24 protein-coding genes and 1 pseudogene are annotated in these 24,054 nt (G+C 42.6%); 11 read left to right on the plus strand and 14 right to left on the minus strand.

Annotation, left to right across the window (positions count from 1 at the left end; genetic code table 11):
- Positions 1-9 precede the first annotated feature (9 nt).
- Positions 10-1,593 carry a helicase-related protein gene (locus tag SG0102_RS09165; protein ID WP_125119660.1) on the minus strand — a complete coding sequence of 528 codons (1,584 nt, stop codon included), beginning with the start codon at positions 1,591-1,593 and terminating at the stop codon, positions 10-12.
- 184 nt (positions 1,594-1,777) lie between these two features.
- Here SG0102_RS09165 and SG0102_RS09170 point away from each other — a divergent pair, with 184 nt between their 5' ends.
- The 4 genes from SG0102_RS09170 (at position 1,778) to tnpC (SG0102_RS09185) (ending at position 4,915) form a co-directional block, all read left to right on the plus strand.
- Entirely contained in the window at positions 1,778-2,173 is a 396-nt protein-coding gene (locus SG0102_RS09170; RefSeq protein ID WP_125118211.1) for a hypothetical protein, read from the plus strand.
- Positions 2,166-2,504, plus strand: coding sequence for an IS66 family insertion sequence element accessory protein TnpB (gene tnpB, locus SG0102_RS09175; protein ID WP_125118210.1), 339 nt, complete (start codon positions 2,166-2,168; stop codon positions 2,502-2,504). The genes SG0102_RS09170 and tnpB (SG0102_RS09175) overlap by 8 nt, the downstream gene beginning before the upstream one ends.
- 133 nt (positions 2,505-2,637) lie before the next feature.
- Positions 2,638-3,006, plus strand: a complete 369-nt coding sequence (locus tag SG0102_RS09180; RefSeq protein WP_125118209.1) for a hypothetical protein — start codon at positions 2,638-2,640, stop codon at positions 3,004-3,006.
- A gap of 52 nt (positions 3,007-3,058) precedes the next feature.
- Complete coding sequence (gene tnpC, locus SG0102_RS09185; RefSeq protein WP_157982939.1) at positions 3,059-4,915, plus strand: IS66 family transposase; 1,857 nt, start codon at positions 3,059-3,061, stop codon at positions 4,913-4,915.
- A 383-nt stretch (positions 4,916-5,298) separates the two neighbouring features.
- Here the strand turns inward: tnpC (SG0102_RS09185) and SG0102_RS09190 are convergent, their stop codons facing one another.
- From SG0102_RS09190 to SG0102_RS09220, 7 genes are read right to left on the minus strand one after another with little or no spacing between them, the layout of a single operon-like run.
- Positions 5,299-6,354, minus strand: coding sequence for a DEAD/DEAH box helicase (locus SG0102_RS09190; protein WP_125119661.1), 1,056 nt, complete (start codon positions 6,352-6,354; stop codon positions 5,299-5,301).
- 17 nt (positions 6,355-6,371) lie between these two features.
- Positions 6,372-7,298 carry a HamA C-terminal domain-containing protein gene (locus SG0102_RS09195; RefSeq protein ID WP_125119662.1) on the minus strand — a complete coding sequence of 309 codons (927 nt, stop codon included), beginning with the start codon at positions 7,296-7,298 and terminating at the stop codon, positions 6,372-6,374.
- Between the two features lie 26 nt (positions 7,299-7,324).
- A complete protein-coding gene (locus SG0102_RS09200) occupies positions 7,325-10,492 on the minus strand; it encodes a type I restriction endonuclease subunit R (RefSeq protein WP_125119663.1) in 3,168 nt (1,055 codons plus the stop codon).
- 16 nt (positions 10,493-10,508) lie between these two features.
- Positions 10,509-11,642 (minus strand): restriction endonuclease subunit S, encoded by a 1,134-nt coding sequence (locus SG0102_RS09205; RefSeq protein ID WP_125119664.1) that lies wholly within the window; start codon positions 11,640-11,642, stop codon positions 10,509-10,511.
- The gene (locus SG0102_RS09210) at positions 11,629-13,266 is read right to left on the minus strand and encodes an N-6 DNA methylase (protein ID WP_125119665.1); all 1,638 of its coding nucleotides are present in this window, start codon (positions 13,264-13,266) and stop codon (positions 11,629-11,631) included. Before SG0102_RS09210 ends, SG0102_RS09205 begins: the two co-directional genes overlap by 14 nt.
- A gap of 4 nt (positions 13,267-13,270) precedes the next feature.
- Entirely contained in the window at positions 13,271-13,489 is a 219-nt protein-coding gene (locus SG0102_RS09215; RefSeq protein WP_125119666.1) for an excisionase family DNA-binding protein, read from the minus strand.
- Positions 13,490-13,502: 13 nt separating this feature from the next.
- The gene (locus SG0102_RS09220; RefSeq protein WP_125119667.1) at positions 13,503-14,300 is read right to left on the minus strand and encodes an NBR1-Ig-like domain-containing protein; all 798 of its coding nucleotides are present in this window, start codon (positions 14,298-14,300) and stop codon (positions 13,503-13,505) included.
- A gap of 379 nt (positions 14,301-14,679) precedes the next feature.
- On the opposite strand from SG0102_RS09220, the gene SG0102_RS09225 reads away from it, so the two are divergent.
- The 5 genes from SG0102_RS09225 to tnpC (SG0102_RS09250) all read left to right on the plus strand — a co-directional run bounded on the left by SG0102_RS09225 (position 14,680) and on the right by tnpC (SG0102_RS09250) (position 18,694).
- A complete protein-coding gene (locus SG0102_RS09225) occupies positions 14,680-14,874 on the plus strand; it encodes a hypothetical protein (protein ID WP_125119668.1) in 195 nt (64 codons plus the stop codon).
- A gap of 682 nt (positions 14,875-15,556) precedes the next feature.
- Positions 15,557-15,952, plus strand: coding sequence for a hypothetical protein (locus tag SG0102_RS09235; protein WP_125118211.1), 396 nt, complete (start codon positions 15,557-15,559; stop codon positions 15,950-15,952).
- Complete coding sequence (gene tnpB, locus SG0102_RS09240) at positions 15,945-16,283, plus strand: IS66 family insertion sequence element accessory protein TnpB (protein ID WP_125118210.1); 339 nt, start codon at positions 15,945-15,947, stop codon at positions 16,281-16,283. The genes SG0102_RS09235 and tnpB (SG0102_RS09240) overlap by 8 nt, the downstream gene beginning before the upstream one ends.
- A gap of 133 nt (positions 16,284-16,416) precedes the next feature.
- Positions 16,417-16,785, plus strand: coding sequence for a hypothetical protein (locus tag SG0102_RS09245; RefSeq protein WP_125118209.1), 369 nt, complete (start codon positions 16,417-16,419; stop codon positions 16,783-16,785).
- A 52-nt stretch (positions 16,786-16,837) separates the two neighbouring features.
- Positions 16,838-18,694 carry an IS66 family transposase gene (gene tnpC / locus SG0102_RS09250; protein WP_157982939.1) on the plus strand — a complete coding sequence of 619 codons (1,857 nt, stop codon included), beginning with the start codon at positions 16,838-16,840 and terminating at the stop codon, positions 18,692-18,694.
- A 1,035-nt stretch (positions 18,695-19,729) separates the two neighbouring features.
- Here the strand turns inward: tnpC (SG0102_RS09250) and SG0102_RS09255 are convergent.
- From SG0102_RS09255 to SG0102_RS15980, 4 genes and pseudogenes are all read right to left on the minus strand, one after another.
- The gene (locus SG0102_RS09255) at positions 19,730-20,101 is read right to left on the minus strand and encodes an ACT domain-containing protein (protein ID WP_231999782.1); all 372 of its coding nucleotides are present in this window, start codon (positions 20,099-20,101) and stop codon (positions 19,730-19,732) included.
- 296 nt (positions 20,102-20,397) lie between these two features.
- Positions 20,398-20,856: a hypothetical protein gene (locus tag SG0102_RS09260; RefSeq protein ID WP_125119670.1), complete on the minus strand. Its 459-nt coding sequence runs from the start codon at positions 20,854-20,856 to the stop codon at positions 20,398-20,400.
- A 25-nt stretch (positions 20,857-20,881) separates the two neighbouring features.
- On the minus strand, positions 20,882-21,013 hold the full coding sequence (locus SG0102_RS15855; protein ID WP_269461192.1) for a hypothetical protein: 132 nt from the start codon (positions 21,011-21,013) through the stop codon (positions 20,882-20,884).
- Positions 21,014-21,037: 24 nt separating this feature from the next.
- A pseudogene (locus SG0102_RS15980) lies at positions 21,038-21,190 on the minus strand (5-methylcytosine restriction system specificity protein McrC); the annotation flags it as partial.
- A 473-nt stretch (positions 21,191-21,663) separates the two neighbouring features.
- On the opposite strand from SG0102_RS15980, the gene tnpA reads away from it, so the two are divergent.
- Both tnpA and tnpB (SG0102_RS09275) read left to right on the plus strand, forming a co-directional pair.
- Entirely contained in the window at positions 21,664-21,897 is a 234-nt protein-coding gene (gene tnpA / locus SG0102_RS15985; RefSeq protein ID WP_408609981.1) for an IS66 family insertion sequence element accessory protein TnpA, read from the plus strand.
- Between the two features lie 85 nt (positions 21,898-21,982).
- Positions 21,983-22,237 carry an IS66 family insertion sequence element accessory protein TnpB gene (gene tnpB, locus SG0102_RS09275; protein ID WP_269461216.1) on the plus strand — a complete coding sequence of 85 codons (255 nt, stop codon included), beginning with the start codon at positions 21,983-21,985 and terminating at the stop codon, positions 22,235-22,237.
- Between the two features lie 183 nt (positions 22,238-22,420).
- On the opposite strand, the gene SG0102_RS09280 is transcribed toward tnpB (SG0102_RS09275), so the two are convergent.
- Both SG0102_RS09280 and SG0102_RS09285 read right to left on the minus strand, forming a co-directional pair.
- The gene (locus tag SG0102_RS09280) at positions 22,421-23,329 is read right to left on the minus strand and encodes a radical SAM mobile pair protein B (protein ID WP_125119672.1); all 909 of its coding nucleotides are present in this window, start codon (positions 23,327-23,329) and stop codon (positions 22,421-22,423) included.
- The gene (locus SG0102_RS09285) at positions 23,317-24,006 is read right to left on the minus strand and encodes a radical SAM mobile pair protein A (RefSeq protein ID WP_125119673.1); all 690 of its coding nucleotides are present in this window, start codon (positions 24,004-24,006) and stop codon (positions 23,317-23,319) included. The genes SG0102_RS09280 and SG0102_RS09285 overlap by 13 nt, the downstream gene beginning before the upstream one ends.
- Between the last annotated feature and the right edge of the window lie 48 nt (positions 24,007-24,054).

The raw sequence follows: 24,054 nt of genomic DNA on the forward strand, positions 1-24,054 counted from the left end.
TTGCCCTCCTTATTCTCCCTCTGGCTCAAACATTTCTGGCATATTCAATAAAATCATATTTGCCTGTTCTCTAACATTCTGATTATTGCATTCAAGCAAATTTCTGCTGAGAAGTAATTTAGATCCGCTTTCCTGCAATATGTACTTATCCCTATGGCTTCGTATATAAGTCGCGTTTTCGCGCGTGAATCCAATGCGCTGCAGGAGAATAGTCACAGGCTTTGTTGTCCCGTATTCCACATATTCGTACCAGTTGTTGTCAAATTCCGTGACGCCATGAATCTTCTTATATTCATTGGAGAAGCGCAGAAAATAGTTCGACAAACTGAAGAGGATGATGTTGTCGATAACTTCCAGCGTGTCTGCAAAGAGAATATTTCGGAATTCGACGTTATCCTTGTAAACCATTGTCTGCGTTTTGTTTATCCAGAAATTATCTGGATGCTGCACATGGTGACGAATGCCTTGTCTCATAATGTTGCTCAGGCCTAATCCGGACATCCACTGGATTAGTATGACTGCATACCAACGCAGCTTCTTATGCACGCCATCCGTAACTTTACCGAGAGTGGAATACTCGTATTTCTCCCATTTGAATATCGTGCATAGCTTCTCAAGGAACCCGACAACTTCATTATAATCAAATTCTCCATTTACTGCTTTTGGGTATTCGAGGCCATTTCGTATCGCAATGATAAGATTCCGTGTCTGGTCCGCTGATACGTTGATATCATCGTCTGGAAGAGCAATCGGGTCTTCGAATTTCTGCTTAATAAGAGCAGCATCATCTTTGCTGATCAAATCGGAGAAAGACTGACGAACAAGACTGTTATTATCCGTCATGATGTCGCGAAGAAGAATCAGGCCGAACCTTCTCATCATGATATAAGATTCTTCAGACTGAGTCTTGTTTCTCTTTACAAGCTCAATATTTCCCTCTTTGAGGGCTTCTACAATATATTTTCTTTCCGGGTTAGTAAGTGTCTTAGGCCCAGCATCGATAGAAAGCGTCTGTTCCGGCACCGGTTCTTTAAGCATCTTTACATATTCGGTCTCAGGGAGCTTTTCATCCTGAGATGACACAAATATTACATTTCCATAAAGGTTATATTCAATTCGCCCGACACGACCGATGAGATTCCTGAAGTCAACAGGAGTCATACGAGACCGGAATATCTTGTTATCTGTTATGAACAGATTATCCGCCGGCAGATTAACACCCTCAAGCAGTGTACTAGTACAGAACATAGTCGTGATCTTACCCTTACGGAACATGTCCTCGATCCTCATCCGTATTGCCGCAGGCAAGTAGCCAATATGATAGGCGATGCCTTTTCTGATAATCTTGGCAAGATAGTAGTCTCCATGCACTTCGTTTGCGATGTCTCTTGAAAGGACTGCCAAGTCTTCGTCATCCAATTCATCGAGATACTGAGACAAATCGAGAGCAGCTTCTACTGCTCGTGCCTTCCCGTTAAAATAGACGATCGTCTGTCGCATAGCATCTTCCAGCAGATCATCATTCCGACGTTCAATCTTGAGAAGAAAATGCGTCAGCGTCGCCTTGTTCTGTGGAATGCTTATTATGTGCATTTTCTTCTCAGTATGTTCGTTATAAACATAAATCTCACGATTCTGTAGATCCAGAAAGAACTTTAGTAAGCGTATGAGGTAATATCCATGAAATTAGTTATGCCTTCTATTAGAATTATTAATGTATCAAATTATTCTAATAGGGAGGCTTTTGCATATGTATTTTTCGGAAAAGGATTGCAAAATGATCATTAAATGGACTGGCATTATTGAAAATCAGGGAAAAAGCGGTCTTTCCTTAGCTAAATGGTGTACCAAAAATAATGTTGGTTTAAGTACACTGTCACATTATAAAAAGATTATCAGGGATCTCATGATAAAACACGGAATCAGCACCTACAGTGATTTAAGATCACTGGCAGAGCGCAGCTGCCAAAACAATAATATTGACCCGTATCGGGGTGACGGCAACGGCACTTTTTATTCTGTTGATTTAAATGACAGTTCTCCTCAAACCGGTAATAGCGTCTCCAAATCGTCAGGAGTGAGACTTCAGAAGAATGGATTTGTCATTGAGATTGATTCACATTTTGATGAAGAAACGCTGACAAGAGTTATGGCGGTGGTTAAAAATGCTTAGAGAACTGACAGGCATCAAAAGAATTGTAATAAGAACCGGAAAGACTGATCTGCGCAGAGGCATTACCGGTCTGGCTTCAGTTATAGCCGCTGAATATCATATGAATCCGATGGAAAAAGGAACCATTTATCTTTTCTGCGGTGGCAGAAGAGATCGTATCAAGGGGCTTCTTTACGAAGAAGGCGGATGGGTTCTTATCTATGTCCGACTTTCAAAAGGAAGTGCCTTTCAGTGGCCTAGAGATGATCAGGAAGCTCGTGATATAACGCGTGAACAGTACGAAAGACTGTTGGACGGATTTACTTTGGATGGTACAATAAATAAGCGCTGATAAAGGAAATATCACTCCTCTGATGGTAATTCAAAACTGAACAATATAGTGATATTATATTCGCTTAATATCACTATTATCTTGAATTTTAGTCTTCATAGTGTTATAATAGTATATAGGACGAGGTGATGGAATGGCTATCATCAAACAGACCAACAAGACTACAGGCATTACCTATGTCTACGAGTCTAAGAGCTACTGGGATCCTGAAAAGAAGCAGGCTCGCTCCAAGCGAAAGCTGATCGGAAAAATTGATCCCGAAACCGGCAAAATGGTCCCCACCGGCAAAAAAGGTCCACAGAAGAAAAAGAGCGGAGAACCTTCAGCTGCCGAGAGGAGACAGTCAGCCGAATTAGCCAGACTGAAAAAGGAAAATATGGATCAGATGATATTAATCACTGATCTTCGCAAGCAGATAGAATCATTAAGCAGCCAGAACACAAAATTAAAGCAGCTGATTAGTGAGATCAGACAGCTAACCGTATCGTCAGAGGAGATCTAAACGTAACACTATGAAGGCAGACAGCGCATATTTTAAACAGCAACTGAATAAAATGAGTTATGCGGACCTGATTGCGGTTGCTTTAAAATATTATGAAGAGTGCTGCGGATTACGTGCCGAACTGGATGAATTAAAAAACACATTCAGCTACACAGCCGATGAGCTTAAGAAGGTTAAAGCCGAATGCGAAGATCTAGTTATAAGAGTTAACACTCTTAATCATGAGAATACCAGACTTCAGAATCAGACGGATGAGCTCAAAAAGAATCGCTTTGGAAGAAAGTCTGAAAAGATGAATGGCAAAATCCACGATGATGAGTTTAGCGACCCTCTTTCGGAAGAAATGAATGAAAGCGACTGTGATGGTAAAAAACAGAATAATAATGACAGCCAAAAATCCAGGAAAATAAAAAGACCTGCCTGCAGGCAGCTAAACAGGAAAAAGAAGACCAGACAGATACCAGAAATAACGATTATTGACTTTGACAGGGAGCGTATCGATAAAGAATACGGCTACGGCAAATGGACATTAAAAGGCTGGAACATATCCGAAGAATTTATGTTTATTCCAGGAAATCTCTACAGGGTATATGTCAAACGCCCAGTGATCAGAGTCTATGACGATGATGATACTAATGATTTACGCGAAGTGGCACTGCCGGTTAATAAGCTGATGTTAAGGAGCAAGGTTACGCCTTCACTGCTGGCTTTTATCATGTCTTTCAAATTTGTGCTGGGAGTTCCCCTGGCAAGGCTGTCAAGGGTTCTGTCATATCAGGGAATCAACCTGTCAAAAGAGATAATGTCAGACTGGGTCATTAAATGCACTGACAGATATCTAAAGCCAGTCTATAGCGAGATAATGAGACAAATGGCCTGCCGGACATACACCCAGATTGATGAAACCTATCTGGAAGTCATCAATGACGGAAGAAATGCGGGAAGCAAAAGCTACATATGGTGTCATATCACTGGCGAATTTGAAGAAGAGCGGCCGCTGGCAGTCTTCTGCTTCGAGCTGACAAGATCAGCGGATCACCTTCTTGAGTTCTATGCGGATCTTAACGACGGCACAATCCATCTGACATCTGATGCCTACAGCGCCTATTATAAGCTGGCTTCGGAGAAAAAGGATCATGTAATACTCGGCGGGTGCTTTATGCATCTGAGACGCAGACTGTACAAGGCATATGAAGTGAAATTTAAAGCGGTAAAGGATAAAGAGCTTCTTGAGGAAAGCCCCGAAAAAAAGTGTCTCGATATGATCGGTGATCTTTACAGCGCTGATGATGATGCCAAAGAACTTACCGCCAAGGAAAGAGCTAAAGTCCGAGACGAAATCGAAAGACCGCTTGTCGATGCATACTTTGATTATATCAAGTCCCTTGATATCAGCAGCGGCACTTTTAGTGAGGAAATGGAGGATGCGGTGAGCTACAGCCTCAATCATGAGGATGCATTCAGAGTGTTTCTTGATGATCCAATGGTTCCAATCGATAACGGTGAATGCGAACGCAAGATTCGTAATATAGCCATGGTCAGAAACAATAGTCTGTTCTGCTATTCCATCGGCGGCGCTGAAACGCTCTGCATCATTATGACGCTTATTGAAACTGCCAAGTCAAACGGCTGCGATCCGCATACGTATCTGGAATATCTTTTCGAAAGCTCACTTGCCCATGCCAGCGTCGATATTAGCGAATATATCGATGAGATGATGCCCTGGTCAAGCGAATACCAAAAATTCGAGGAAGAGAGGTTCAGCAGACCGTTAGGGAAAATACCAGACTTCTGCACTGAAGAGCCTGAAATGCCAGTTAAAGCTGATGTGGATACTGCAAGAGCTGAAAGACGACACGCAATGATGACAGAAAATATAAATAGCACAACATCCAGGCCAGCGGCTTAACAGCCGCCGGCCTAGGAGTGCTTGTTTTGGGTTTTATTAATATCCCGGGCAAAAAGAATTGCCTTAATCGATTAATATGCAGCCTGCTGAAGACAGCTGAAAGATCATAAATCTATGCAAACACTAACCAGACATAGTACCGCTAGCAGATCAGACTATGAAGTTATATCTTTATTACACTGATCCAGCCCGCAGCAGCCTTCAGGCATAACAAAAAAGTAAAATCAATACTCTGAATAAGATGTCATTAATATAACTTAGCCAAATTAAACACCCCCGGCAACACTGTTAGCAGCAGTAGCTGGGGGATTTCCATTAAAAGTTATATTTATTCAAGTTAGAGAGTAACCGGTTTAAAATCAAAAATCATGCTTATATAGATTTTAAATTATCATAATTTTGTAATTATGGATATTTAATCTAACGCTTACGAACTTTACTTGCGTTACGGGTGAAAATTCTGTTCTAAACCTTTTGTCCCCATGCTCACTGATATCCGTCAGAAGTCTTAAATAGACTTCTGGATTCGGGACATTCGGAGAAGCAAAAATGAAGTGCGGCGGATTGTCTCGATTCTTAAGCATGTCGACGGTCTTGTAATAGAACGGGCCACGACTGTTCTTGCCGGACATCTTATGCGCCTCATCCACGAAAAGATAGTCAATCTGAATATTAGGTTTTCCAATAAGCAGATACAGAAGTCGTTCCGGCGTCAAAACAAGGATGAAGTTGTGGTTTCCCTCGAGAGCAATATCACTTGCAGCATTGACGACCTTGTAGTTTTTCTCCTCCAAAAGATCCTTTAGATCCTCCTTGATGATCTTCTGAGAAGTTTCGTTGATCAGCGCCTTGGTCGGAACAATAATCGCAAAGTTCAACTTAGCATCTTTTGCCACTTGCTCCTTGATGAACATCCTCATCAGGAAGGATTTTCCCATTGACGTTGGCGCCGAGTAACTGAAATAGGAATCCTGCAGGTGATCATAAGCCTGTTTCTGTGCGCCAAAAAACCGCAGGTTCGGTGCTGCCGGAATTCTAAGATAGTCCTTCTTGTAATCCGAGAAAATTCGATTCAAGACAAATGGGTCCTCGAAGTTGGCATCAAGAAGCGAAGTCCCTCTTGCATTATCTGTATTCGCAAAAACCGATCCAGCCACAACTCGGATTTCATCGTTCTTTGGATATAATGCATTTAAGAGGACGACAATTTCCTGAGCCCACATCTTATGCTGTTCAGCTTTATCTGCGCTATTTGATTTAGAAAGCAGGTCCGCAAAACGCAGCGCATTATGGATATTAACGTTCCGATATTCCATGCCCGTGCGAAGCGTTTTATTGGCATAGTTAAACAGGATATCTTCATATAACTGATTAAGATACCTGTTTTCCTCTATGTCTGCGAATATTGCATCTCCGAGCCTGATTCTTTTTCTACTCATACAATCACACCTCCGCTTCACATCAGCAGGTTTTCCATAACCTGCTTTTTGTCCAGCTTTGCATCGTTGAAAGGCACGATGTAAAAGTAAAACGAGTGTGTATCAAGACCAAGCGTCTTTATTTTGTCCGCAATATACGCGACATGGTTCTTAATGTCAGTATCCATCTTAGTCCCCAGATCCTTGAGAAATTCCGGTGTAGACCTTGTATGCGGATCAAGGCCAAGAGAATATCCAAGAAAGACACCGTAAGCCCGGTCGTTCGCAACAGGAGCTCCTGGTTCAGGAATAATGATGCTTTTCAGTTTATTCACGATATCCTCATCAAAAGAGTCGTTCAAAGAGCGATTGTCGACAAACTGGATTCCGTTCCCGTTTTCATTTTCAATACGCACTATGGCATCAAAGGCACTGTCTATTGCATCCGCAATATCACCCTCGATGTCTGAGGTTCCAAACACTGTCTGGTAGTAGGACATGCCGGTAGCATCGCCAAGATCAAGAAGATGGACACTATCGCAGGCCGTGCCAAATGGAGTTGTTCCAGCATTCAGCTCAACTTTGCTGAATATCTTCGGAGCATTGAGCTTTTCCTCGAGAAAAGCATACAGGAGAATCTCTCCGAGTTCGTTTCCTGTCCCTTTCTCGTTTGCTGCTCCGTTGTGCTTCATGACCCGGAGTGCCTTGTTCCCTATGCTGCGAGGATTGCCGACACCTGGTTGTGACAGCTTCTCTATCTGGGCACGAGAGAAAACATACTCACTGATAATGTCCGTCAAATAATCTTCAAGGCTCGTGTACACAAAGGCATTATTGCTGACCTGCAGTCGAAAAAGGCGCAGTTGTTCCAGGTTCCGCAATCCAAGCTTTTCATTGTGCATTACTTCAGTAAAAACAGAATCCATACTTACATCAGGTAATGATCTGCTGATAGGGTTTTCCATAAAACCTGCGTCTCCTTTCTACCTAATTACTCATCTTCGTATTTCTTGAAGTTCTCAGCCTGCTCCATGACCTTTTCAAAGACTTCCTCATCCCATTCTGGCGGGTATCCATTTTTATAAAGAAGTACAGTCAAGTCCATGTTAAGCTGATTCTTGATGTCATCTCGTGTCGACCAGTCGGCAAACTGTGCTTTATCGTCAACAAGCTCCTTGATTTTTTTAGCCAGCACGATGCATTTATCGTCCGCGTACGGGAAAACGTGGTCATCGCGGACTTTTACAAGGATGTCATAGAACGCCTTCTCCTCGAATGTAATACCCATCTTAGAGAAAGAGTCCTGATCCTCCTTCAAATCCTTCATTATGTTGATGAGCTGATCAGAAAGATCATTGACGAAATCAGCGACCACCTCGCTCGTGAATACGAGTTTGTCGCGACTATTATAAGCATCGACCACCCGTCTCAAGCGCTCGTCAAATTCGATTGCCTTTACCTTGTTCGTACGGCCATAGGCTGTGATTGCTTTCTTCAGAAGCTTCAGAAGCGCATTGAACTTGGTAATAGGCAGCTTGACCTTCTTCAGTTCATCTACGAACTCATCGCTAAACAGATCGACTGATTTATGCTCGTCAACGATATTTTCGATACCGGTACAGGTGATGGCGTCACGTACCATGCCTTCAACGACGCTGTTCATGACTTCTGCATCTGGCGCATTGCCTTTTGTCTGTTTGTAAATGATGGACCGGATCGCAAGGTAGAACTGAGCCGTGGCCGTTTCTTCGTCCGTCAGTTCGCCGGATGGGAAACATATCTGGTATGCGCTCTTGAGCCTGCGAGAAAGTCCCATGAAGCGCGTCTGCATATCTTTGCTGGTCTGTACGTATTCCGTAGCGGCATTCAGGCAGTTCAGTCGCTCCAGCGGCGTCCCGGTATAAAACTTCGTGGCATCAAATCCGGAAAGCAAATCGTTGATCATCGACAAGTGATTGCGAAAAATCGACAGAGAAATATTCAGCTCATCGATTGGGCTTTCCTGCGGCCCGCCATACTTCTTGACCGCTGCCATCATGTCATTCTTGATACCGATATAATCGACGACTAGTCCTTTATCTTTGCCATCGAAAACGCGGTTGACTCTGGAGATCGTCTGAATCAAAGTGTGCTTCTGCAGTGGCTTGTCGATATACATGACAGCAAGAGACGGAACATCGAAGCCGGTAATCCACATGTCAACAACGATTGCTATTTTGAAATTCGAGTCATTATTTTTGAACTGCTTATCGAGCATCTTCCGGTAATCCTTTGTGCCGCAAAGATCGAACAGTTCCTTCTCATCGTTTTGACCCTGCGTAGCCACAAGGTTAATCTTCGGAAGCGCCACGAGCTTATCAAGCTGTTCGCGTGTCAGCTTGGATTCATCCTCGGCTTTCCTAGGAACCTTCCAATCCGGTCTTATTACCTGTATAGCTTTCAGCACCTTGAAAGCATTCTGCCTGTCAGAGCAAACGATCATAGCTTTTTGCACGACGTCAGGCTTTTCGGCGCACAGTGATTCATAGTGCGAGACGATATCCGCGGCGAGCTTTTTAATTCGTTCCGGATGTCCAAGGATAGCGGACATCTTGCTCATGGCCCGCTTGCTTTCCTCTACCTGCTCCGGATTTGAACCTTCCTCAACGCACTGCTCGTAATACTTCTGGATTTCCTTCGCCTGCTCATCAGACAGGATGACACGGGCGAGACGGGGCTCATAAGCAATGCGCACGGTGATGCCGTCGTCACTGGATTCCTTCATCGTATAGCTGTCAACGACATCTCCGAATACAGCAACCGTCTCATCGATAGGTGTTCCAGTGAATCCACAGTAGGTAGCATTCGGAAAACTATCGCGCAGATACTTGGCAAATCCGAATGTCGTGTAAACACCATTTTCTGTTTTCTTTAGCTTTGACCCGATATTCGTTTGTGTCCGATGTGCCTCATCCGAAATACAGATGATGTTGTTGCGGTCTGAAAGTAAACCAATCTTTTCACAGAACTTCTGTATAGTTGTGATATACACACCGCCGCTTGGTTTGTCCCTGAGAGTTTTCTCAAGATCATCACGGCTCTCTATGCTCCGGACATCCTCCTGATGCAGATAATGTTTTGCTGTCACAAACAACTCGGAAGTCTGCGTGTCTAGATCTTCGCGGTCCTCCAGAATGATAATCGTGGGATTCTTAAATGTATCACTGTCGCGCAGCATGATAAGCCGAGACAAAAACAGCATCGTGTAGGTCTTACCGCATCCTGTCGCTCCGAAGTAGGTGCCGCCTTTTCCATCGCCGTCAGGCCGCATGTGCAGCTTGATGTTGGCAAGCATCTTTTCTGCGGCGAAAAACTGCGGATACCGGCAGACAATGACGTCATCCTTTGAGCTGTCATCTGGGTAGAAAATAAAGTCGCGAAGAATTTTCAAGACCCGTTCTTTTACAAATGCGCCCTCTATCATAGTAAGCAAGGAACTGATACCATTCGAGACCTTGTCTTTGTCATTTGCCCTGTTCCACGAGTAGTAGAACCGATAAGGTGTGAAGACACTACCCATTTTGGTATTCACTCCGTCACTGATGACGGACATAAAGCAATATTTTAGGAGATTCGGAATATCGCGCTTATAGCGGATTGTAATCTGCTCCCACGCGTCATGAATCGTCTTGTCTTCCTCGATTGCGGTCTTGAACTCGCAAATGCCTATCGGAATGCCATTGATGAAGATTAGCAGATCCGGTCGGCGCAGCCGATCGCCCTGAACAGCGTACTGGTTCACGACGCGGAAAACATTATTCTCCGGGTGATCGAAATCGATATAATCGATGTGCAGAGCGACATCATTGATATTATCCCTGACAAGATCGAACCCCTCCACAACAAGCCAAAAGGCCTGGCGGTTCGAATAGTAAAACGGCGTAGAGGGAATCAGCGTCAGCATGGTGATGATCTTCTCCATCTCCACATCGCTGAGGTTCTTGTCCGAATACTTCCGGTTCAGGAATGTGCGCAGATCGTTTTCAAGAAGGATGTCTTCAAAACGGCGGTGAATATCTTCGCCGTATGTATATTCGTATCCCTGTATCTGGAAAAGCTCTATGATGGCATGTTCCAGTTCGTCTTCTGTAAATTTGCCTTTTTCGAAGATATAATCCACCTCGGCACCTCCTTCCTCAGGCTCCTGCTTCTTCGAGGGAGCCTTTTATTAATATCGGGCACATGCTCTTGATGCGTTCTTTGAGACGATTACTAATTGATCTTCTGTCTATATAAGCTCGATAAATATCGACAATTGCCTTCTGTTCATCTATAGATGGAATCGGTATCTCTATTTCATAGAAACGGTCTAAGTCAAGATTGGAGCGCACACTTGAATCACTCATAAACCAGCCTCGACGATCGCTCTCTTCACGTGAAAACCACATCATTATAAATTCCGGCAAGACCAGGTCCTTCTTTACTTCAAAAACCGTATAAGCAGGCGAGACAATTATAGGTTTATCAGAAGTTTGAAGAGCGATGCGGATACATTTATCTCTACCCGTCTGCATGCCGCTATATGCAATCTGATTATTTTGAACTATCTTATAACGATTGAGATTAATGTCTGTAGTGTTTGCGACCGTTGGCATAAATTGCTTTGTAATATTTATACCCTCAATATCTTCTATAGTTCCATCACTGTTTCTATTATCTATTTCATTAAGGAGCTCCCCGACAGCAATTGTATGTGCATGGTGTTTCTCCTTGTCCAAAATAGAATCAAATGCAATCTTCAAATCTTCCAGCCCGCGTTCATAGCTTTGCTGATTGACCAGCATGGCATTGTAGACATCCACGTACTTCTGCTGGATATTAAGCGGCGGAAGGTCGATATCGATCTCACATATATCTTCCCAATTAAAGAATTCTGTTGAACTTCCCCAAGAATTAGTGATTACATACCTGTCAAATTCTGACCTCTTGAAAAACATATACAGCCATCTGGCTAAAAGGATTTTTTGCTTTGCTTCGTCAGTGATTCGAAATACGACATAGTCTTCCGTACATATCACGGGCGTCTCCATATCGTTATAGGCGATACTGAACTTACTCCCGTTTCTTGAAGTCCTGTGATTGAAAACAAACTCATCTGGATACACAATTTGAAATTTACTTAAGTCTCTACCACTTATATCGGCTTTTGTCGGCATAAGTTCTTTGAGGTTATTTACCCCGCGAACATCATCAATTCCATAAATAAGTTCAGTATTTCTATTGTCAAGAAGCTGTATGAGATCACCCAGCTTATACTTAGTCAATGCCATAGCCGATCCCCCTAAATGCTTCTTCGAGCATGGCCTGCGACTTCTTCTCGGTCTTCAAAACGACCTTCATTTCGCTCTGAATGAGGGACATTTCTTTTTCGTAATCAATGTCTAGATCATGGTCAATGAACTCGATGTATTTGCTTGGTGCGAGTGAGTAGTCCTTTGCTCGTATTTCGTCCAGTGTCGCTGATTGGCAAAACTCTGGGACGTCTTTATACAGGGAAGTGTCGTTGGACTGCCAGTTGTTGTAGACCTGCTTCACCTTGGTAATCTGCTCGTCGGTGAGGACGGTTTTCTTTTTCTTTTTGCGTTTGTCGATGACAATCTCTTCAATGTTCTGATTCCAGGTGCGCAGATCCATGAAAAGCACCTGATTCGTCCGATCACGCAGCTGTCTACCATTCACGGTTCCAGCGTGCTTATTCATGTTGACGATCCAAAGCGTCACGGAAATGTCCGTCGTGTAGAACATATCTCGAGGCAATACAATGATTGCCTCCACGAAGTCCTTTTCAAGAATCTGGCTGCGGATGGTTTTCTCATCGCCATCTGCATTCAGCGCACCATTAGCAAGAAGGAATCCAGCGATGCCGTGAGTAACATCAAGCTTTGAAATGATGTGCTCCACCCATGCGTAGTTGGCGTTTGCCACCGGCGGTATAACTCCGCCATAGCCCTTGAATCGCGGATCATCTGTCAGCTGATCCTTCGTGCGCCAGCCTTTAAGGTTGAACGGCGGATTGGCCATGACGTAGTCGACCTTCTTATCTCTATGAAGGTCATCCGTAAATGTGGAGGCGTTCTTTTCTCCGAGGTTATGTGCAATGCCACGAATGGCGAGATTCATCTTGCACAGCCGCCAGGTATCCGGATTGCTTTCCTGTCCGATAATGGAGATCTTCTGCCTGTTCCCTTTATGGCGATCAACAAATTTCATGGACTGTACAAACATTCCACCACTTCCACAGCAGGGATCATAAACTGTCCCAGAATACGGCTCAATCATCTCCGCGATGAGTTTTACTACACATGCAGGCGTATAGAATTCACCGTCTTCCTTTGTGCCAGAAGCCGCATAGGCCTGTAAGAAGTATTCATATACGCGTCCAATCAGGTCCTCATCCTGAAATCGCTTCTTATCAATCTTATTGACGTTGTCGATCAGATCCTTAAGCTTTGCAGTTGTTGCGCCGAGCGTAGCAAAGAAAGTGTAGACCGAATTCCCATCCTTATCCCTTGATGACAATGCGCCCTTCAGAGAAGGATTCATCCGCTCGATATCAGCCATAGCGGTGTCGAGAATAACCGCGATATCATTATCGCCTGCGTGCGCCACGATGTACGACCAGCGGGATGTCTCATTAAGGTAGAACACGTTGACGGAGTTATAGGACGAGACCTTGGCCTTCATGATATTAAACAGTCCTTCATCTGATCCATACTGTTCTTTCAGTTCCTGATAGCGCTTCTCGAATTTGTCTCCCGCAAATTTCAGGAAAACTAAAGAAATTACGGCGTCTCTATTTTTTTCTGTGCTTCCTATACCACGAAGCGCTACTCGGCAGTTCCATAGAACTGTTTCCAGCGACACTTCTTTATCTTTTTTAGCTGCTCTTGCCATATTTTTATTTCTCCTTGCCATCTTTGTTATTATCGTCGGACGCTCCGCCAGAGCGAATCCAATCGTCGACTTCGCTAAGCTTGAATTTCCACAATCGTCCAACCTTATATGCAGGCATGTTACGTTTGTTGATCCATTGCAGTATGGTTTCACGTCCGACACCGAGATATGACTGTACATCTTTCAAAGCCACCCACGGTTCGACATTAAATCTTTCTTCCACGCCTTTACCTCCATCAGTTCCCGAATGTTGTGTCTATCTCAACATCAAATATGTTTCTGCTTCCGGGAAAGCAGTTATTACCGTTTTCGTCTACCATATCCCACTTGATGGTGAATGGTCCTTCTTGGCCACGGGCATTGAAGTCCGTGGCTATTTTTGTATATTTTCCCGGCTGTAATTCCTTAATTTCTATTTCAAATACCTTTGTCCGCCTGCCAGTCTCCTCAGGATTGGCGCAGACCAGCTTACGTTTATGCCAGATGACGCTTCCTTGATTATGTATCACCCATGTGTGGTGAATGTCTTCATAGAATGCCGCGGCATGTTTTTTTGTCCGATCCTCCACCCATACATCATCACCATCATACAGGCGTCTTGTTATCTTATAGACGCCAGCTTCTTTTCGCACCCGAGCTTCCTCATATTTGTCCGGCACGATGTTTTCTGATTCTGTCTCCTCACGATTCGAGATGAATGCAACAACCTGCGCTGCCAGTGCGTAGGACAGGTATGACAGACTCTTCTCCTCATCAGCAGGAATTCCGAACGCATCCGCCAGCAGCTTTACATACTCCGGCTGCAAGTACTTCTCAAAGAAAGCAACAATGCTGTCAATGCTCACTGGATGAGGGAAGTGCCTTTTCATGTTTGAGGCAAAAGGTTTAGTTCCGTTGAATACTGCTTTCAAATGATCATCGGAATAATCTCGGCGTATCCCTGCGGCCTTGAACAGGTCCTTCAGATACCAGGACTGCTTGTTATAGCCAAAATATTGTGGCTTCGTCAGCTTGCAGAACTCTGAAAAATCCACGCCGGACACCTCCCTTCAAAAAGAACCATGAAAAGAACCAAAGAACCATGAGATACCTGGAACAGCCTATTTTGTGCTGTTTTTTGCCCTGTTATCTTATAGGTGGTGAACGGCAGAACCGTTCAAAGGTTCACTGACTCAGTTCTAAGGATATCATTATATCAGAAAACAAGTCAGAAATCTACCGTATAGATGTTGTCTGTTTGTAAACATTCATAAACATTCATAAACAGACAAAGTATCACTTTGAATGGAAGCTCCTTCACCGGCGGAATCAAAGGTCTCTTGATCACAGACCATCCAGTGAAATTCCACCGAAGCAATAAACAACAAGGTCTCCTTCTCTGGAAAAGGAGCCAGCAAAACAAGGAGACAAAGTATGACAAGCATTAGTAACAACGATTATATCGTAAGCATTGAAGAATCGGCTTCCATCATCTACTCGGAAATCGGGCCGGAGGTTGTTGATTCAGTATTCCAGCGTTATGGCGCTCAATGCGTCGAAGACCTTAATCCGGCGGATCTACCGGACGTATTCAGCGAACTCTACGCCATCGAGGCTGATCTCCGCTGATTCAGTTAAGTATCACTCGCCCTGAGCAAGGCGTTAAAAGGTTCACCGCCATAGCCGTTCACCCAGTGCACAGAGGTGGCTCGAGCGGTTGTAGCGGTCACAAATGAATAAGAAACCAGTCTACGAGCGTGGCTGGCCGAACAAAACAAGTTGATTCCCGTTCCGTCTGGCCTGTCACGCTCCTTCTTTTTGTGCGGCCTCTGGTTCAGGAGAAGCGAACGGAGGTATCGCACATGAAAACCAATGACAATCAGAGTAAACGCATCTACGATAAGACTATCAAGCAGTGCTACGAAATCCCGGAGGACCAGTTCAGTGGCACGAGTTACCAATTTTTGTATAATAAAAGGCCGACTTATTAATCGACCTGTTAATAGTATTCTTTTTCCATATAGTTCTATCCGCATTCTTGATAAAATGGGTTTTTACTTTCCTCTTCTGCAATCTATTTCAATTCTTCCCATGCTTTTCTTACATCATCTGGTGCTCCATCGATCAAATAAAATCCTTCTGTTTTCGCATCAAATTTTTGCCATGGTTCTATCATTTCAAAGATTTCCTTTGTAAGCGTATGAGGTAATATCCATGAAATTAGTTATGCCTTCTATTAGAATTATTAATGTATCAAATTATTCTAATAGGGAGGCTTTTGCATATGTATTTTTCGGAAAAGGATTGCAAAATGATCATTAAATGGACTGGCATTATTGAAAATCAGGGAAAAAGCGGTCTTTCCTTAGCTAAATGGTGTACCAAAAATAATGTTGGTTTAAGTACACTGTCACATTATAAAAAGATTATCAGGGATCTCATGATAAAACACGGAATCAGCACCTACAGTGATTTAAGATCACTGGCAGAGCGCAGCTGCCAAAACAATAATATTGACCCGTATCGGGGTGACGGCAACGGCACTTTTTATTCTGTTGATTTAAATGACAGTTCTCCTCAAACCGGTAATAGCGTCTCCAAATCGTCAGGAGTGAGACTTCAGAAGAATGGATTTGTCATTGAGATTGATTCACATTTTGATGAAGAAACGCTGACAAGAGTTATGGCGGTGGTTAAAAATGCTTAGAGAACTGACAGGCATCAAAAGAATTGTAATAAGAACCGGAAAGACTGATCTGCGCAGAGGCATTACCGGTCTGGCTTCAGTTATAGCCGCTGAATATCATATGAATCCGATGGAAAAAGGAACCATTTATCTTTTCTGCGGTGGCAGAAGAGATCGTATCAAGGGGCTTCTTTACGAAGAAGGCGGATGGGTTCTTATCTATGTCCGACTTTCAAAAGGAAGTGCCTTTCAGTGGCCTAGAGATGATCAGGAAGCTCGTGATATAACGCGTGAACAGTACGAAAGACTGTTGGACGGATTTACTTTGGATGGTACAATAAATAAGCGCTGATAAAGGAAATATCACTCCTCTGATGGTAATTCAAAACTGAACAATATAGTGATATTATATTCGCTTAATATCACTATTATCTTGAATTTTAGTCTTCATAGTGTTATAATAGTATATAGGACGAGGTGATGGAATGGCTATCATCAAACAGACCAACAAGACTACAGGCATTACCTATGTCTACGAGTCTAAGAGCTACTGGGATCCTGAAAAGAAGCAGGCTCGCTCCAAGCGAAAGCTGATCGGAAAAATTGATCCCGAAACCGGCAAAATGGTCCCCACCGGCAAAAAAGGTCCACAGAAGAAAAAGAGCGGAGAACCTTCAGCTGCCGAGAGGAGACAGTCAGCCGAATTAGCCAGACTGAAAAAGGAAAATATGGATCAGATGATATTAATCACTGATCTTCGCAAGCAGATAGAATCATTAAGCAGCCAGAACACAAAATTAAAGCAGCTGATTAGTGAGATCAGACAGCTAACCGTATCGTCAGAGGAGATCTAAACGTAACACTATGAAGGCAGACAGCGCATATTTTAAACAGCAACTGAATAAAATGAGTTATGCGGACCTGATTGCGGTTGCTTTAAAATATTATGAAGAGTGCTGCGGATTACGTGCCGAACTGGATGAATTAAAAAACACATTCAGCTACACAGCCGATGAGCTTAAGAAGGTTAAAGCCGAATGCGAAGATCTAGTTATAAGAGTTAACACTCTTAATCATGAGAATACCAGACTTCAGAATCAGACGGATGAGCTCAAAAAGAATCGCTTTGGAAGAAAGTCTGAAAAGATGAATGGCAAAATCCACGATGATGAGTTTAGCGACCCTCTTTCGGAAGAAATGAATGAAAGCGACTGTGATGGTAAAAAACAGAATAATAATGACAGCCAAAAATCCAGGAAAATAAAAAGACCTGCCTGCAGGCAGCTAAACAGGAAAAAGAAGACCAGACAGATACCAGAAATAACGATTATTGACTTTGACAGGGAGCGTATCGATAAAGAATACGGCTACGGCAAATGGACATTAAAAGGCTGGAACATATCCGAAGAATTTATGTTTATTCCAGGAAATCTCTACAGGGTATATGTCAAACGCCCAGTGATCAGAGTCTATGACGATGATGATACTAATGATTTACGCGAAGTGGCACTGCCGGTTAATAAGCTGATGTTAAGGAGCAAGGTTACGCCTTCACTGCTGGCTTTTATCATGTCTTTCAAATTTGTGCTGGGAGTTCCCCTGGCAAGGCTGTCAAGGGTTCTGTCATATCAGGGAATCAACCTGTCAAAAGAGATAATGTCAGACTGGGTCATTAAATGCACTGACAGATATCTAAAGCCAGTCTATAGCGAGATAATGAGACAAATGGCCTGCCGGACATACACCCAGATTGATGAAACCTATCTGGAAGTCATCAATGACGGAAGAAATGCGGGAAGCAAAAGCTACATATGGTGTCATATCACTGGCGAATTTGAAGAAGAGCGGCCGCTGGCAGTCTTCTGCTTCGAGCTGACAAGATCAGCGGATCACCTTCTTGAGTTCTATGCGGATCTTAACGACGGCACAATCCATCTGACATCTGATGCCTACAGCGCCTATTATAAGCTGGCTTCGGAGAAAAAGGATCATGTAATACTCGGCGGGTGCTTTATGCATCTGAGACGCAGACTGTACAAGGCATATGAAGTGAAATTTAAAGCGGTAAAGGATAAAGAGCTTCTTGAGGAAAGCCCCGAAAAAAAGTGTCTCGATATGATCGGTGATCTTTACAGCGCTGATGATGATGCCAAAGAACTTACCGCCAAGGAAAGAGCTAAAGTCCGAGACGAAATCGAAAGACCGCTTGTCGATGCATACTTTGATTATATCAAGTCCCTTGATATCAGCAGCGGCACTTTTAGTGAGGAAATGGAGGATGCGGTGAGCTACAGCCTCAATCATGAGGATGCATTCAGAGTGTTTCTTGATGATCCAATGGTTCCAATCGATAACGGTGAATGCGAACGCAAGATTCGTAATATAGCCATGGTCAGAAACAATAGTCTGTTCTGCTATTCCATCGGCGGCGCTGAAACGCTCTGCATCATTATGACGCTTATTGAAACTGCCAAGTCAAACGGCTGCGATCCGCATACGTATCTGGAATATCTTTTCGAAAGCTCACTTGCCCATGCCAGCGTCGATATTAGCGAATATATCGATGAGATGATGCCCTGGTCAAGCGAATACCAAAAATTCGAGGAAGAGAGGTTCAGCAGACCGTTAGGGAAAATACCAGACTTCTGCACTGAAGAGCCTGAAATGCCAGTTAAAGCTGATGTGGATACTGCAAGAGCTGAAAGACGACACGCAATGATGACAGAAAATATAAATAGCACAACATCCAGGCCAGCGGCTTAACAGCCGCCGGCCTAGGAGTGCTTGTTTTGGGTTTTATTAATATCCCGGGCAAAAAGAATTGCCTTAATCGATTAATATGCAGCCTGCTGAAGACAGCTGAAAGATCATAAATCTATGCAAACACTAACCAGACATAGTACCGCTAGCAGATCAGACTATGAAGTTATATCTTTATTACACTGATCCAGCCCGCAGCAGCCTTCAGGCATAACAAAAAAGTAAAATCAATACTCTGAATAAGATGTCATTAATATAACTTAGCCAAATTAAACACCCCCGGCAACACTGTTAGCAGCAGTAGCTGGGGGATTTCCATTAAAAGTTATATTTATTCAAGTTAGAGAGTAACCGGTTTAAAATCAAAAATCATGCTTATATAGATTTTAAATTATCATAATTTTGTAATTATGGATATTTAATCTAACGCTTACTTTCCTTTTCACGCTTTGTTGGATTAACCATCATGATTAATCACCTCTCTTATCAGATCTTCTAAATAATTGTCTTGTAATTCTCCCTTTTCTAATAATACTCTACCATCGGCGATTCATTCATTCAATGAGTTCTTTTTCATGAAATTGTCAGATGCACTTACATATTTTTCATCATTTTGCATTTGAACTACGATATATTTTCTTAAATCTGATTCAAGATTCATCTTTGCATCTTCAAAGCTGCTTTTTTCTGATATCTTTAGCAGCACCCCAGTGATTTTTGTGAGTCATTTCGTGTATGAATAGGTTCTTTGATTCTTTACGTTGCTTAAGAGAATGAGAATAACCAGGGGAACTTTTTATGCTATCACATATCAGAATGAAAAAATAAAGGTTATCACAATCCGCGGTTTCTAAGCGCATGAATGGATCACCTTTTCTATTATCTTCTTAAGTTGTTTCAATTTGCAGTTTATTGCTTTAAAGTAGTTTACATACTCTGCCGGTCCACACGCTAGAAAAAGGCACGAATTTTAGGACGCTTACAGTCTTTGTATTCATTAAGATCCCTTATAATTTCGTGCGAATAAATCCCTTTCCATTATACGATCACATATCCTTCCAGTGCCAAGACCTTCAATGCCCTTTCAAAGTTTTCTTCTTTTACAAGGATATAGTCTGTATTATACGTTGAAACAGCAAAGATGCCTATTTTATGCTCAGCAAGAATACCTGACAGTTTTGAAAGAATTCCAATCAAAGAAAAATCCAGCGTCCCCTGAATGCGAAAGCCTTTCCATCCATCATCCCGTTCAATGGTCTTAGCCGGAGTATCTTCTGTTTTACAAACCAAGGATATCTCTTCATCCGTTTTTCCAATAAAATAAAATGCAGATGTCATATCTATATCCGATGTATTCCGTATCTTACAAACAGTCAGATTGTACTCTATCTTTTTCAATTCCAATTTCATCAATTCTCCTTTCGTACTCGATTCGTCTTCCCTAGCATACACGACCTGTTCTTTTATTGAATTGCGATATAACCCTCTAAAAAACTTCCCTATGTGCTATTTTCCAGTCTGATTTTTGAGACACAAGAGTTCTCAACGATTCCAGCGGGTTTATAGCTGATCCTATTTTTTCTTCGACAGCAATGCTACCGACTCAATGTGGCACGAGTTGATAGTAAGTACGTCACAGGCCCCAGTGAATACCCTGGAACCCAACCACTTACTCTTTAACGATAGCTCCATTTTTGCACCCACCTTTATGCAGCATCAAATGTTCTTATCTTATTTAAAAAACTATCCATATAACCGTTCATTTCCTCATAACGATCAGAAAGCTCGTTAACCGCCTTATCATTCATGCTATGAGTAAGCGAATCTCTAAGTTTCTTAACTGACCTGCTACCTATTTTTTCTTCTGCACCAAACAACTTTGTCAACAACTCTTTATCAAAATCGTATCCTGCAAACGCCAACGCATGCGGCGCCTGCTTCATTGTGACTTTCAAATAATCTGGATGTTTCCTGTTTTTATTAAATTGGTGTTCTTCTAAAATAACCTTGTAAACTATCTCGCGTATGGAGAACTTTTCTTTAAAGTCATCTATCAACTTCTTCTTTTCTTTATCAGCAACCAGTTTCTCAATACGAATCAGCTCATCTTTCGCTCGATTTCTTAAGGACAACTTTTGTGTCTCATCCAACTGCGTTAACGCCATCTATGTACTCCTCCGTCAAATTCTCTTATGTAATGTTTGGAGATAGAATACGTAAGAGTTCTTCCATACTTTTTTCTATATTCGCCACATCTACAAAGAACAATGAAACCGTCGCACCATCTCCACTATCAAAAGTAATTCTTCCGCTATCTTTCATAGCGGCATTGACCGGATAAAGAAGCCATATTTCTGGCGTAACATATTTCTTGGAATACGCATACATCTGATACATGTCGGCCTGAGATATCCCATAGTTGGCCCCTTTGTCATTGACGAGACTCTTCCACTTGGTATCGAGAATAATAACACTGCCATCATCCCTGGTAACAACAATGCTTGGTGTTCTTCTCTTTTATATACTTTCCGCTTTTTATACGCTCATCATTTTGCTTTTCTGCATCTGAAGGAATCGCCCAGTATGAACCTATCTTTGTAGCACCTGGTATGCGGCCCTCTGAACACAACACTTGAATTCTCCTGACGGATATACCCCACTTCTCTGATGTTTATTTTATAGATAAGTACTCCATATTATCCTTTCTTAGATAGAAAAAGGCATTTTACAACTTAAATTTAAGTTTATGCCAAAGTACGAACAAAATCAATTAAAAAAGTGGAAAGGATAATCACCTCACCGCTAGTATTTATCTATCAATATCCATGTCAATTCCTGCTTTAAAGGTAAGCGTAATAAAATCCGTGCCTTTTGCTAATGTTTTTTCCCTGCTATGATCATGGCATGGAGGTAGTAAAATATGGATTTTTATACATTAACTAAAAAGCATCAAATGTTATAACTGGGATGCTATCATTGAGGATCAGAAAAATAGCCATCTTACTGTTAAAAAGTACTGCGATCTTAATCATATTGCAGAGTCCAGTTTTTATAAGAATAAGGCAAAGCTGACTGGCGGAAGTTCCAAATCTGACAGAAATATGCACAGTCATTTTATCCCTGCAGTGCTGACAGATAAAATGACTAATATGATCACCTTAAAGATTGAAATTCCTGTACTGAAGATGTGCTCAGAAAGATTGTGAAGGCTTTATGATTATTAACGAAGATGAAATAAAGCATATTTATGTTTCAGCACAATATCAGGATATGCGCAAATAAATTAACGGTCTGTCAGTTCTTGTTGCAAACTGCTTTGATATGGATATCATGAATCACAGTTTTTTTATCTTTACCAACCGCTCATGCACACAGATCAAAATGCTCTATTATGATTACAGCGACTTTTGGCTTATCACCAGGAAGCTTAAGAAAGGACGTTTTCATGTAAAAGAACACGAAGATAAAAATGTCATTGAAATGGATAAACATCGGCTTTTAAGACTGGTTAAGAAAGGCTTTCCAGCAGCTATTCGTACTCATTAACGATAGCTCTCTGAAAAGCCTTTAATTTACCACATTATTCTTGCTTGCCTAGGTTCACCTTTGACATTAAGACTACCGTCTCCACATGCGTTGAAATGTCTGAACTGCTCTCTTTTTTACCTCATCGGTTTGCGGGAACTTATCAATAGTTACCGCCTCTGCTTTGCATCAGCAAACAGGAAGTTAGCGATTTCTTTTTCCGGTATTCTTTGTCCCACGGATTTCTTCATGATAGAAATAATCTACGATCACCGGATGTCCCTGTGGGACTCTGCCATAAGGCATTTCATTATCAACAAAGGCACAATCATACTTCTTATCCATTTTCTCAGCTTTTACTTCAAGTGCTTCAAAGTAGCTGCGTTTATGCTTGTTATAGATCTCATCGTAAAGCGGTACAAGATCAGGATATTTTCCGGCGATATAATCCATAATCGTCTTTTTGAAACCGCCTCGAAGATTTAGATTTTCGAGCCAGAACAGATCACACTGCTCCTTTACCCGCTCAAAGATTGCTTCAAAATCCGTGATACCGGGGAATACCGGGGATACGAAACAGACTGTACGGATACCTGATTCATATACCTGCTTCATAGCAGCGATACGGCGCTCAATGCTCGAAGCAGAGTCCATATCGTTCTTGAAATTTTCATCTAGTGTGTTGATCGACCATGAAACGGTTACACGTCCAAGCTTCTTCAGCAGATCAATATCCCGTACCACAAGATCCGACTTTGTGCAGATCAGAATATCTGCGTCACTGCCGATCAGCTGCTCCAGAAGTTTTCTGGTATTCCCGTATTGCTCCTCCTGTGGATTGTAGCCATCTGTCACAGAACCGATGACCACCCGCTGTCCCGCATATTTCTTCGGATTTTTAATTTCCGGCCAATGCTTCACATCAAGGAAAGTGCCCCATTCCTCCTTGTGCCCGGTAAAGCGCTTCATAAAAGAAGCATAGCAATACTTGCAGGCATGTGTACAGCCCACATAGGGGTTGACCGAGTAACCGCCTACCGGCAGACTAGACTTAGTCATGATGTTCTTTGTTTCCACCTCACGAATGAGGATTCCATTTATTATTTCTTCCATGATTTCTGTACCTCTAACACTTTATTAAATTCTTCCGGCATTTCCTGAATCATATTTTCATCCCCTATGATAGGGACAAGGTCTTCCTTCATAAACACCGGAATGCTTAGCTTATGTGCCTGGTCCGCCAGAGACCATGCCCATTCCGGCTCCGTATGAATCTTCCTGCTCTGAGCTCCGGTCATGGTGCCGACAACGATCCAATTGATTCCGGAAAGGTCAACTGTGCCGGGATCGTCGAATAACGGCTCAAAGGTAACATGGTAATGTTTTGCTCTGACGTTTTCCCGAAGGGCGTCGATACGCCACAGTTCTGCTTTCCTCGTCACCGTAACGCCAAACCATGCGTTTTTCAGATCGGTATCAAAATCCAGCAAATCAGGTTGCTTGGTAAGGAACAGGAACTGATGCTGTGGATTTTCACGGATCTTTTCAAACACCTCGTCTCTCCATTCCGGCTTCCATCCAGAGAGATCGCTCATGCCGGTAAGAAGAAAGTTCTGCGGACGTTTCTTTTCCATCATCTTGAGCTTACCCGGAAAGAATTCAGGAGCAGCGAAGTCATCAATCATACGCCAGCGTTTCACGTTGTTGCGGGCATAGCAATATGTACACCCCACTGTGCAGCCAATGACGATATTCATGTTCTGAATCTGATCTTTGATACAAATACTCATGACTTCTGCCACTCCTCAAGATTCTTTCTGATGCGGTCGAGGTATTCC

This window comes from Intestinibaculum porci (assembly GCF_003925875.1).
GTDB lineage: Bacteria > Bacillota_I > Bacilli_A > Erysipelotrichales > Coprobacillaceae > Intestinibaculum > Intestinibaculum porci.

What these genes read in the sequence shown, in the direction of transcription:
- SG0102_RS09165 (WP_125119660.1), bottom strand. Translation starts at nt 1,593, where the DNA reads ATGCACATAATAAGCATTCCACAGAACAAGGCGACGCTGACGCATTTT.
- SG0102_RS09170 (WP_125118211.1), top strand. Translation starts at nt 1,778, where the DNA reads ATGATCATTAAATGGACTGGCATTATTGAAAATCAGGGAAAAAGCGGT.
- tnpB (WP_125118210.1), top strand. Translation starts at nt 2,166, where the DNA reads ATGCTTAGAGAACTGACAGGCATCAAAAGAATTGTAATAAGAACCGGA.
- SG0102_RS09180 (WP_125118209.1), top strand. Translation starts at nt 2,638, where the DNA reads ATGGCTATCATCAAACAGACCAACAAGACTACAGGCATTACCTATGTC.
- tnpC (WP_157982939.1), top strand. Translation starts at nt 3,059, where the DNA reads ATGAGTTATGCGGACCTGATTGCGGTTGCTTTAAAATATTATGAAGAG.
- SG0102_RS09190 (WP_125119661.1), bottom strand. Translation starts at nt 6,354, where the DNA reads ATGAGTAGAAAAAGAATCAGGCTCGGAGATGCAATATTCGCAGACATA.
- SG0102_RS09195 (WP_125119662.1), bottom strand. Translation starts at nt 7,298, where the DNA reads ATGGAAAACCCTATCAGCAGATCATTACCTGATGTAAGTATGGATTCT.
- SG0102_RS09205 (WP_125119664.1), bottom strand. Translation starts at nt 11,642, where the DNA reads ATGGCATTGACTAAGTATAAGCTGGGTGATCTCATACAGCTTCTTGAC.
- SG0102_RS09210 (WP_125119665.1), bottom strand. Translation starts at nt 13,266, where the DNA reads ATGGCAAGAGCAGCTAAAAAAGATAAAGAAGTGTCGCTGGAAACAGTT.
- SG0102_RS09225 (WP_125119668.1), top strand. Translation starts at nt 14,680, where the DNA reads ATGACAAGCATTAGTAACAACGATTATATCGTAAGCATTGAAGAATCG.
- SG0102_RS09235 (WP_125118211.1), top strand. Translation starts at nt 15,557, where the DNA reads ATGATCATTAAATGGACTGGCATTATTGAAAATCAGGGAAAAAGCGGT.
- tnpB (WP_125118210.1), top strand. Translation starts at nt 15,945, where the DNA reads ATGCTTAGAGAACTGACAGGCATCAAAAGAATTGTAATAAGAACCGGA.
- SG0102_RS09245 (WP_125118209.1), top strand. Translation starts at nt 16,417, where the DNA reads ATGGCTATCATCAAACAGACCAACAAGACTACAGGCATTACCTATGTC.
- tnpC (WP_157982939.1), top strand. Translation starts at nt 16,838, where the DNA reads ATGAGTTATGCGGACCTGATTGCGGTTGCTTTAAAATATTATGAAGAG.
- SG0102_RS09255 (WP_231999782.1), bottom strand. Translation starts at nt 20,101, where the DNA reads ATGAAATTGGAATTGAAAAAGATAGAGTACAATCTGACTGTTTGTAAG.
- SG0102_RS09260 (WP_125119670.1), bottom strand. Translation starts at nt 20,856, where the DNA reads ATGGCGTTAACGCAGTTGGATGAGACACAAAAGTTGTCCTTAAGAAAT.
- SG0102_RS15855 (WP_269461192.1), bottom strand. Translation starts at nt 21,013, where the DNA reads ATGAAAGATAGCGGAAGAATTACTTTTGATAGTGGAGATGGTGCGACG.
- SG0102_RS09280 (WP_125119672.1), bottom strand. Translation starts at nt 23,329, where the DNA reads ATGGAAGAAATAATAAATGGAATCCTCATTCGTGAGGTGGAAACAAAG.
- SG0102_RS09285 (WP_125119673.1), bottom strand. Translation starts at nt 24,006, where the DNA reads ATGAGTATTTGTATCAAAGATCAGATTCAGAACATGAATATCGTCATT.